This window comes from endosymbiont of Riftia pachyptila (vent Ph05), assembly GCF_000224455.1.
In the GTDB taxonomy this organism is placed as follows: domain Bacteria; phylum Pseudomonadota; class Gammaproteobacteria; order Chromatiales; family Chromatiaceae; genus Endoriftia; species Endoriftia persephonae.
The window spans coordinates 22,159-31,852 of sequence record NZ_AFOC01000037.1 but is presented as its reverse complement, the minus strand read 5'-3'; the positions used below and the strand labels follow the sequence as shown (position 1 = coordinate 31,852).

The window sequence follows — 9,694 nt, the reverse complement described above, 5'->3', positions numbered from 1 at the left end:
CGCATGTCGCAGCAGCACAACGACTATTTCAGACAGCAGCGCCTCTCTGCTGAGCGGGAGGCACTGTTCCGGCAAGCGGCCGCCACCTCCTGGCAGCGTCAGCGGGAGATCGAAGCCCAGCCGCAAGCCCCGTTCGGTCAGTATCTGGCCGATTACTTTATCCAGTGAGGTCATCTCCACCAGGACTGCGGTACGAGACTAAATTGGTGTTATGCTTCCCCGTTTCAGGCAGCGGAACCTATTCGATTCCCCTTGCCAGTCAGCAACAGATTTCGGCAAGCGAGAGCCATGAGCGAGAGAGATTCAGACGACTGGGCATTTGCCACCCGCGCGATCCGTACCGGCCATCAGCGCACCATGGAGGGGGAGCACGGCGAGCCGATCTTCACTACCTCCAGTTTTGTCTTTGACAGCGCCCGGGAGGCGGCGGCTCGCTTCAGCGGCGACCAGGCCGGCAACATCTACGCCCGCTTTACCAACCCCACCGTGCGCATCTTCGAGCAGCGTCTGGCCGATCTCGAGGGGGGCGAATCCTGTGTCGCCACCGCCTCCGGCATGTCGGCAATCCTGGCGACCTGCATGGGGCTGCTGCAGGCGGGGGATCATATCGTCTCCTCGCGCAGCATCTTTGGTTCAACCACCATCCTCTTCAATAAGTATCTGACCCGCTTTGGCATTGAGGTCAGTTATGTGGATCTGGTCGATATGCCCGCCTGGGAGGCGGCGATCCGCCCCGAGACCCGCATGCTGTTTATCGAGACCCCCTCCAATCCGCTCACCGAGGTGGCGGATATCCGCCTGCTGGCTGATCTGGCACATGCCCATGACGCCCTGCTGGTGGTGGACAATTGCTTCTGCACCCCGGCGCTGCAGCGTCCGCTGGAGCTGGGGGCGGATGTTGTCGTCCATTCGGCGACCAAGTTCCTGGATGGTCAGGGGCGCTGCATCGGTGGCGCGGTGGTGGGTGACGCCAACATTGTGGGTGAAGAGGTCTACGGTGTGTTGCGTACCGCCGGCCCGACCATGAGCCCGTTCAACGCCTGGGTCTTCCTCAAGGGGCTAGAGACCCTGGACCTGCGCATGCAGGCTCACTCGCGCAATGCCTTGGCGCTGGCCGAGTGGCTCGAGGCCCAGCCGCAGGTGGCGCGGGTCTATTATCCGGGGTTGGCTTCGCATCCGCAGCATGCACTGGCCTCACGCCAGCAGAGCGCCGCCGGCGGCATTGTCGCGTTTGATGTGAAGGGGGGGCAGCAGGCCGCCTGGGGCGTGGTCGATGCCACCGAGCTGCTCTCGATCACCGCCAACCTCGGCGATGTGAAGAGCACCATCACCCATCCCGCCACCACCACCCATGGTCGCCTCAGCCCGGAAGAACGCCAGGCCGCTGGCATCGGTGAGGGTTTTCTGCGCATCGCGGTGGGGCTGGAGAGCGTAGATGATATCTGCGCCGATCTGGCGCGGGGGCTGGAGCGGCTCTGAGGCGGATGGAGGAGCGTCTCGAGAAACTCAGGGCGAAATGGGACGAGCGCCACGCCGCCCCGGAGAAACCCGTGCACGTTGCCGAGGTGCTGAGTAAAAACCTTCACCTGCTGCCTGCGACAGGGGATGCCCTGGAGTTGGCCTGCGGGCTGGGAGGTAACGCCTTGGCGCTGGCTCGGGCGGGACTGCGGGTCACCGCCTGGGACCTCTCCCCGGTGGCGATCAAACAGCTGAATACCGCGGCTGGCGCCGAAGGCCTGTCGCTCAGCGCTCAAGTGCGGGATATTGAGAGCGAGGCGCCAGCACCGGCCAGCTACGATGTGATTGTCGCCAGCTATTTTCTCGATCGCAGCCTGATCCCCGGTTGGATCGAGGCGCTGCGGCCCGGCGGGCTAATCTTCTTCCAGACTTTTAGCCAGACCCGCCTCACCAGTCGAGGTCCCAACGATCCGGCCTTCCGTCTGGCAGACAACGAACTGCTGAGTCTCTTCTCATCGCTCAGGTTGCGCTTCTACCGGGAGGAGGGCGAGCTGGGGGATGTGACAAAAGGGAGCCGGGACCTGGCGATGCTGGTAGGGCAGAAGCCCTAGCCGGAAGGTTGCTTGTGTAGGAGTGCTGCTTGTAGCGCGAACAGTCATCCAGAAGTGTAGGATCAGTGGCGATCGTCAGGTGTTACGGCGACCGCACCGCAAGCGGTGCTCCTACATTCTATCTCTGACTCAGACTCCGCCGGGCGCTGGCTAGCGCGGCGGTCAGCAGACCCACCCCTGCCAGATACTTCAGCCAGTCGGGCAGCCACTCCTGTTCGCCGGCGACAGTGGCATCGACCACCCACCCCATATCCTCGAGCAGCACATCCAGCGCCACTCCCATCAGCAGGCTGCTGGCTGCGATCCCCAGTAGATAGGCCAGCAGCACTTGGCGCCCCATCTCCTTGCCGATTACCCCCATGGTGGCGAGGTTGGTAGCGGGGCCGGCGAGCAGGAACACCAGCACCGCGCCCGGCGAGAGCCCGGCGGCGAGCATCGCCGCCGCCAGTGGGGTGGAAGCGGTGGCGCAGATATACATAGGGATCCCCACCACCAGCATCAGCAGCATGGTCAGCGCTCCGCTGCCGACCTCGGCCAAGGCGGTTGGTGGGATGAAGGTCATCACCAGCGCGGCCAGGATCAGGCCAGCCGCCAACCACAGCAGGATGTCGTCGAGCATATCGACAAAAGCGTAGTGCAGGCTGCTGAGCAGCGGCTGCTGCTGGTTGGTAGGTTTGCTGCAGCAGTCACTGTTGCTGCAGCAGTTGCCGGTTGCTACGGCCACCGGCAGCGTGGACGGGAGAGGGGGCGTCTCGGGGATCAGCGAGGTCAACAGGCCGGTGGTAATGGCGCTGAACAGGGCCGCCAGCGGGCGGGCGACGGCCATGATTGGCCCGAGCAGGGCATAGGAGAGGGCGATGGAGTCGGGGCCGGTCTCCGGGGTGGCGATCATAAAGGAGACGGTGGCGCTGTTGGAGGCCCCGGCGCGGCGCAGCCCAAGCGCGGCGGGCAGCACACCGCAGGAGCAGAGCGGCAGCGGGGCGCCGATCAGGGCCGCCTTGAGAGTCGGTGCCAGGCGCCCCTGGCCGAGCTGGCGCTGCAGCAGGTCCGCTGGCATCCAGGCCTTAAGCAGCCCGGCGAACAGCAGCCCGATCACCAGCCAGAAGGCGGCATCGAGATAGATTGCCATCAGGTTGTGCAGAAAGGCCATGGTGATGCAGCTCTTGGGGGTATGTCGAGTCCGAAGATTGCGATGGGGCGGGCGTTATTCTACCTCCTATCGATCAGGATTCATGGCAATAAACTTCAGGGTTTTTGTGGGGCGTTTCCGGTTCAGGCGCGGTTCAGTTTCTCCGGCTTAATCTATAGCCAAGAGATGAGGAGAGAGCCTCCTCACCCATGTTAAAGATCGAGGAAGCCGAGATGAAAAAAACCACTATCGCCATTGCCACCCTGCTGCTGAGTGCATCCCTGAGCGTCAATGCAGGTTGGAAGCACCGTTACCAAGACACCGCCAAGGTGATCGATGTGGATCCGATCTACAAGACCGTGGAGATCTCCCGCCCGGAGCGGCACTGCTGGGATGAGCAGGTCTCTCACTATCGTCCAAATCGCGACAAGTCCTATACCGGAACCGTACTTGGAGGCATCGTTGGTGGTGTGGTGGGTAACCAGTTCGGCAAGGGAAAGGGCAAGGATGCGGCCACCATCGCCGGCGCACTGTTGGGCGCATCGGTTGGTCACGATGCCAGCCGCAACCGGAGTGGCCACTATGTGACCGAGACCGAGCGGCGCTGTGAAGTGATCGACTACACAGAGCAGGAGGAGCAGTTGGTGGGCTATCGTGTAAAATACCGCTACAAGGGTCAGGTCTTCACCACCCGCACCAAGAGCCATCCGGGCAAGCATATCCGGGTGCGGGTGGCGGTGACGCCGATCGATGAGTTATGAATCAAGTGTGGAAGAGCTGTCCGATACCCAAGTCGGTCAGCCTTCCCGCTGCTGGAAAGGTCCGAACTGAATGCGTGTCAGACAAATAATGTTGCCGCTCATGCTGCTGTTTGGTGGCCTGCTGTTGACCCAGGGGGTCAGTGCGCGGGGCCTGATCAGCTTGGATGAGGCGGTGAAACAGGCCAAGCGGCAGAGTGGTGGTCGGGTGATTTCCGCCGAGACCCGCGAGTACGATGGTCGTCCGGTCCACAATATCCGTATCCTCACCAACGAGGGCAAGTTGCGCCGCTATCAGATGGATGGTCGCAGCGGCCGCTTCATCAAACGCAAACCGAGACCCTGACCCCAGGAGAACCCGATGCGGGTATTGCTAGTCGAAGATGAGGCAGAATTGCGCAACCCGCTCGAGGCACGTCTGCGTCGTGAGGGTTATACGGTGGATGCGGCAGACAACGGCCGCGACGGCCTGTTCCTCGGCCGCGAGTACGGTATCGATGTGGGAATCGTCGATATCGGTCTGCCGCAGCTCTCAGGTATCGAGGTGATCCGCCAGCTGCGACAGGCCGGCAAACACTTCCCGATCCTGATCCTTACCGCGCGCGGCAACTGGCAGGACAAGGTGGAGGGGCTCGAGGCGGGGGCCGACGACTATCTGGTCAAACCCTTCCATGTCGAAGAGTTGCTGGCGCGCCTCAACGCCCTGTTGCGGCGTGCTGCAGGCTGGTCGCAGCCGTTGATCGAGTGTGGCCCGATCGAACTCAATACCCGCAGCCAGACGGTGTGTCTGCAGCAGCAACCGATTGATCTCACCGCCTACGAATACAAGGTGCTCGAATATATGATGTTGCACGCCGGTCAGGTGGTCTCCAAAAGTGAGCTGACCGAGCATATCTATGATCAGGACTGGGATCGTGACAGCAACGTGATTGAGGTATTTGTGCGTCGTCTGCGCAAGAAGCTCGATCCTGAGGCACGCTACAAGCCGATCGAAACCTTGCGCGGGCGCGGCTATCGCTTTGTCCTGAAACGCGCCGAGTCGTCGTCTGCGGAGTGATCCTGGGTGGTGCGTTTTTCGATCCATGCCCGATTGCTGGTTGTGGCCAGCCTGGTGCTGGCGGGCTTTCTCGGGCTGACCGGCCTGGTGCTAGAACAGGCCTACCGGGCGAGTGCCGAAAAGGCGATGAAGGAACGCCTCGAGAGTCAGATCTACGGCCTGCTGGCCGCCGCCGAGGAGGATCAGCAGGGTCGTCTCAGCCTGCCCAGATTGCTCTCCGATCCCCGCTTCAACCGGCCCGACTCCGGCTACTATGCCCAGGTCTCCGGTGCTGGTGGTGGGTTCAGCTGGCAATCCGCCTCGATGGTGGGGCGCCAGCTCAGCTTTCTGCAGCCGACGCCACCTGGCCAGCGGCGTTTCCACCAGCCGCAAAACGGCGACCTGCTGGCGATCAGCTTCGGTGTCTCCTGGGAGGATTTCGAGGCCAATGAGACCGACTATGTGCTGGCGGTAGCGATCGACCTGAGCCCCCATCAGCAGCAGATTGAGGCGTTTCGCAACACCCTGTTTCTCTGGCTCGGTGGCGTCTCACTGCTGCTGTTGCTGATCCAGGGCCTGGTGTTGCGCTGGGGGCTCACGCCATTGCGCACGGTGGCGGTTGAGTTGGAGGCGATCGAATCGGGTCGCAGTGAACAGCTACAGGGGCGCTACCCGCTTGAACTGACCCGCCTCACCAACAACATCAACTCCCTGATCCAGCACGCCCAAGCCCGCCAGAAACGGTTTCGTGACAGCCTGGGGGATCTGGCCCACAGTCTGAAGACGCCGCTGGCGGTGTTGCAGGGGCTGGCCGATCGGGATCCGCCGCTCTCCCCGGAGGAGCACGCCATTCTGGAGGATCAGGTGCAGCGGATGAACCAGATCGTCGCCCATCAACTGCAGCGTGCCGCTGCCTCCGGTCGCACCACACTCACTAGCGGTGTGCCGCTCAAACCGACCCTGCAGCGGCTGGCGCGCTCGCTGGATAAGGTCTATCGGGAGAAGGGGGTTGAGCGGCAGATTGAGGTAAGCGATAAGCTACTGTTCCACGGCGATGAGGGGGATCTGATGGAGATCCTCGGCAACCTGCTCGACAATGCCTGGAAGTATGGCCGTTCGCAGGTGCGGGTGGGCGCCGGGCAACGGGCGGGGCGGCTCGAGATCCATGTCGAGGATGATGGCCCCGGCATCCCCGCCGATCAGGCGCAGGCGGTGCTGATGCGCGGCAAGCGGCTTGACCAACAGCTGCCGGGGCAGGGCATCGGCCTCTCGGTGGTGCAGGATATCGTCGAGGCTTACGGTGGCACGCTAAGTCTGGCGAGCTCCACCCTGGGAGGGGCAGATGTCTCACTGAGCTTGCCGCTGGCGACAGACCGTTCAGTGTAGGAGCACCGCTTGCGGTGCGAAGATTCCACTGCAGATGTTCGCGCTGTAAGCAGCGCTCCTACTGGTTTGAGGCGCCTGCCACCAGCCGGTGAAAGTGCTCCAGTCGGATCGGGTCAATCTGCCCGGCCTCGGCGGCCTGCTTGATTGCACACTCCGGCTCCTCTTGATGGGCGCAGTCGGCGAAGCGGCAGCGCCCCAGATAGGGACGCAGCTCGACAAAACCCTGTTCTATCTGCTGCTTGCTGAGCCGGGTGAGTCGAAAGCTGCGTACCCCCGGAGAGTCGATCAGCTCGCCGCCACCGGGCAGGTTGTAGCAGGTGGCGCTGGAGGTGGTGTGCCGACCCAGTCCGGTGGCTTTCGAGAGGCGCCCGGTCTCCACCTGATGATCCGGCAGCAGCGCATTGATCAGTGATGACTTGCCGACCCCCGATTGCCCTACCAGGATGCTGCGCTGGTCGTGTAGCGCCTCGACCAGCGGGTCCAGGCCGTGTTCAAGGGTGGCGCTGACTTCTACCACCGGGTAGCCGATGCTGCGGTAACAGTCGAACTGCCTCAGAAACCTATCCCGCTCGTCGCCCTGCAGCAGATCGATCTTGTTGATCGCGATCAGCGCCGGCACGTTGATGGTCTCGGCTGTCACCAGATACTGGTCGAGCAGATAGCCGGAGGGCTCCGGCCTGGGGGCGAGCACCACTACGATCAGGCTGATATTGGCGGCCAGCGGCTTCTCCCGGCCGGCGTAGTCGGGGCGGCTCAACACACTCTCCCGCGGCAGCAGGGCGGTGACTACACCACTTTTTTCGTCGATTGCCTGCCAGACTACCCGGTCGCCACACACCGGATGGCCGATGTTCTGCCGGGTGCGGCAGTTGAAGAGCTGTCCGCTCTCGTCCACCACCATCAGCGTGGCGCCGTGGCGGATGATCACACGTCCCTCCTGGGGTGGCGCGACGTCACTCTGCGCCAGGCTCTCCGTAATCTGCTTTTCCAGCCGCTTGCGGCGCTTCTCCTGGATCGCCTGGATGCGTTCGCGCTGTCGTTGGGAGAGGCGGCGGCCCATGGTTTATTTGAACTTGTAGAAGTGCTGGTTGAGGTGGGTCGAGGCGTCGTTGATGTCGTCGTCGAACCACTTCAGCCCCAGCATCAGCTCACAGCGTTGTACCTGCTTGTCAGGCCGGGCAGGCTGGTGACACGCCGGTCGGGCCGGGTGTAGATCTCAGTGCCGTGGCACTTGTAACAGTGGGTATCGATCAGCTGTTTGCCGTTTGCCTGATCGGCGGCAGAGGCGCTGCTGGCAATTGAAAGGCATGCGAGGATGGAGGCAGGGATCAATTGTTTCATTTCCCAAAGTTCCTATGGGCTGGAGTGGTTAGCAATCTGGGCGATACGCACCGCCGCAGGCGGGTGACTGTCGTAGAACAGCGAGTAGAGCGGGTCTGGTGTCAGGGTGCTGGCGTTATCCTGATAGAGTTTGACTAGCGCCCGGATCAGCGGTTCGCTACCGCTCTGCTCCACCGCGAAGGCGTCCGCCTCAAACTCGTGACGGCGTGACAGATAGCTGCCGATTGGCGCGATGAACAGGGTGAACACCGGTGTGGCCAGCAGAAACAGCATCAGCAGCACGGCGTTGCTGGGCTGTGTCACCCCCAGCCCCTGATAGAACCAGAGCTGGCTGGAGAGCCAGCCGAGCAGCGCCAGCCCGAGCAGTGACACGCCGGACATGAGCAGCATCTGTTTGATCACATGGTGCAGCCGGAAGTGCCCCAGCTCGTGGGCCAGCACCGCCTCCATCTCCTGCGGTGCCAGAGCTTCTAGCAGGGTGTCGAAGAAGACAATGCGCTTGCTCTTGCCGAAGCCGCTGAAGTAGGCGTTGCCGTGGCTGGAGCGCTTGGAGCCATCCATCACAAAGATGCCATCGGAGTTGAAGCCGCAGCGGTGCAGCAGATCCTGCACCCGATCGCGGGTCTCGCCCGCCTCCAGTGGGGTGAAACGGTTGAACAGCGGCGCGATCAGCCGCGGATAGGCCCAGAGGATCAGCAGGGTGAAGCCGATCCAGACCGCCCATACCGCCAGCCACCAGAGGTTGCCGGCGGAAGCCATCAGCTGCAGGATCACCCACAATAGCGGCCCGCCTAGCAGTACTGCCAGCAGCAGTCCAAGCAGCCGGTCCAGGAGAAACCGCTTCGGGCTGCTGCGATTGAAGCCGAAGCGTGCCTCGATGACGAAGGTGCGCCAGAGCGCGAGCGGCAGTTCAATGAGACTGGAGATGAAAAACATTGAGAAGATCAGGCCGATGCCAGTGAGTGTCGCATCGAGTTTCAACCCCAGCCAGAATTGATTGAGCAGATTGAGACCGCCGCCCAGCGTCCAGCCGAGCAGCAGCAGGCTGCCGAGCAGGATATCGAGCCGTCCCAGCTGACCTTTGGCCTGGGTGTAGGCGGCGGCTTTTTGATGTTCATCCAGCGAGACCATCGTCGCAAAGGCCTCGGGCACCTGCTGCTGATGGGCACGCACATGCTGGAGGTGACGCTGTAGCAGCCAGAGCTGCAGCAGGGTGCCGGCGATCAGGGCGGCAAGGAAGATCGTGGTGAAGAGCGGCATCAGCGGTTTGGGGCGTTCTTTATGGATGGAGAGTCTGCTTCGGGGCCAAGAATACAGTCTCACTGGAGATCCTGCTAGAATCCTTGGCCACTTTCATGCTTCTGACAACCCCGGAAAAATCGATGCTGCAAAACCCCAATAACCTGATCTGGATCGATCTGGAGATGACCGGCCTGGACACCCTCAATGACGAGATCATCGAGATCGCCACCATCGTCACCGATTCCGATCTGAATCTGTTGGCAGAGGGGCCGGTGATCGCGATCAGCCAGCCGCAGCCGTTGTTGGACGGCATGGATGAGTGGAACCAGCGCCAGCACGGTGGCTCTGGCCTGCTCAAGCGGGTGCGTGAGAGCAGCTACAACGAGGCGAAGGCCGAGGCGGAGACAATCGCCTTTCTGGAGCAGTATGTGCCGCCTGGGGTCTCGCCCATGTGCGGCAACAGCATCTGCCAGGATCGGCGATTCATGGCCCGTACCATGCCGAAGCTGGAGGCCTATTTCCACTACCGCAATCTGGATGTGAGTTCGCTGAAGGAGCTGGTCAATCGCTGGGCGCCGGCGGTGGCGGAGGGCTTCACCAAAAACGCGCAGCATCTGGCGCTGGAGGATATCAAAGACTCGATCGCCGAGCTGAGCCACTACCGTGAGAAGTTTCTGCGCCTAAGCTGAGCCGGGCTGCGCCCGGCCTATACAGGTGCCATGTTTAAATACCG

At 62.3% G+C, this 9,694-nt stretch carries 11 protein-coding genes; 7 read left to right on the top strand and 4 right to left on the bottom strand.

Going from position 1 to position 9,694, the window contains the following annotated elements:
• Nucleotides 1-288 precede the first annotated feature (288 nt).
• Nucleotides 289-1,479 carry an O-succinylhomoserine sulfhydrylase gene (locus RIFP1SYM_RS07510; protein WP_006475534.1) on the top strand — a complete coding sequence of 397 codons (1,191 nt, stop codon included), beginning with the start codon at nucleotides 289-291 and terminating at the stop codon, nucleotides 1,477-1,479.
• Between the two features lie 5 nt (nucleotides 1,480-1,484).
• Complete coding sequence (locus tag RIFP1SYM_RS07505; protein WP_005961369.1) at nucleotides 1,485-2,069, top strand: class I SAM-dependent methyltransferase; 585 nt, start codon at nucleotides 1,485-1,487, stop codon at nucleotides 2,067-2,069.
• A 118-nt stretch (nucleotides 2,070-2,187) separates the two neighbouring features.
• Here the strand turns inward: RIFP1SYM_RS07505 and RIFP1SYM_RS07500 are convergent, their stop codons facing one another.
• Nucleotides 2,188-3,219, bottom strand: a complete 1,032-nt coding sequence (locus tag RIFP1SYM_RS07500; RefSeq protein ID WP_005961368.1) for an SO_0444 family Cu/Zn efflux transporter — start codon at nucleotides 3,217-3,219, stop codon at nucleotides 2,188-2,190.
• A gap of 188 nt (nucleotides 3,220-3,407) precedes the next feature.
• Between RIFP1SYM_RS07500 and RIFP1SYM_RS07495 the strand changes: the two genes are divergently transcribed.
• From RIFP1SYM_RS07495 to RIFP1SYM_RS07480, 4 genes are all read left to right on the top strand, one after another.
• Nucleotides 3,408-3,959: a glycine zipper 2TM domain-containing protein gene (locus RIFP1SYM_RS07495; protein WP_005961367.1), complete on the top strand. Its 552-nt coding sequence runs from the start codon at nucleotides 3,408-3,410 to the stop codon at nucleotides 3,957-3,959.
• A gap of 70 nt (nucleotides 3,960-4,029) precedes the next feature.
• Nucleotides 4,030-4,302: a PepSY domain-containing protein gene (locus RIFP1SYM_RS07490; RefSeq protein ID WP_005961366.1), complete on the top strand. Its 273-nt coding sequence runs from the start codon at nucleotides 4,030-4,032 to the stop codon at nucleotides 4,300-4,302.
• A 15-nt stretch (nucleotides 4,303-4,317) separates the two neighbouring features.
• Nucleotides 4,318-5,013 carry a response regulator transcription factor gene (locus RIFP1SYM_RS07485; RefSeq protein ID WP_005961365.1) on the top strand — a complete coding sequence of 232 codons (696 nt, stop codon included), beginning with the start codon at nucleotides 4,318-4,320 and terminating at the stop codon, nucleotides 5,011-5,013.
• A 6-nt stretch (nucleotides 5,014-5,019) separates the two neighbouring features.
• Complete coding sequence (locus RIFP1SYM_RS07480; protein WP_005961364.1) at nucleotides 5,020-6,378, top strand: ATP-binding protein; 1,359 nt, start codon at nucleotides 5,020-5,022, stop codon at nucleotides 6,376-6,378.
• Nucleotides 6,379-6,436: 58 nt separating this feature from the next.
• Here the strand turns inward: RIFP1SYM_RS07480 and rsgA are convergent, their stop codons facing one another.
• From rsgA to RIFP1SYM_RS07465, 3 genes are all read right to left on the bottom strand, one after another.
• Nucleotides 6,437-7,438, bottom strand: a complete 1,002-nt coding sequence (gene rsgA, locus RIFP1SYM_RS07475; protein WP_005961363.1) for a small ribosomal subunit biogenesis GTPase RsgA — start codon at nucleotides 7,436-7,438, stop codon at nucleotides 6,437-6,439.
• 83 nt (nucleotides 7,439-7,521) lie between these two features.
• Entirely contained in the window at nucleotides 7,522-7,719 is a 198-nt protein-coding gene (locus RIFP1SYM_RS07470; RefSeq protein ID WP_005961362.1) for a c-type cytochrome, read from the bottom strand.
• A gap of 12 nt (nucleotides 7,720-7,731) precedes the next feature.
• Nucleotides 7,732-8,979, bottom strand: coding sequence for a M48 family metallopeptidase (locus RIFP1SYM_RS07465; RefSeq protein WP_006475540.1), 1,248 nt, complete (start codon nucleotides 8,977-8,979; stop codon nucleotides 7,732-7,734).
• A gap of 122 nt (nucleotides 8,980-9,101) precedes the next feature.
• On the opposite strand from RIFP1SYM_RS07465, the gene orn reads away from it, so the two are divergent.
• Complete coding sequence (gene orn / locus RIFP1SYM_RS07460; protein ID WP_005961360.1) at nucleotides 9,102-9,650, top strand: oligoribonuclease; 549 nt, start codon at nucleotides 9,102-9,104, stop codon at nucleotides 9,648-9,650.
• Nucleotides 9,651-9,694: the final 44 nt, after the last annotated feature.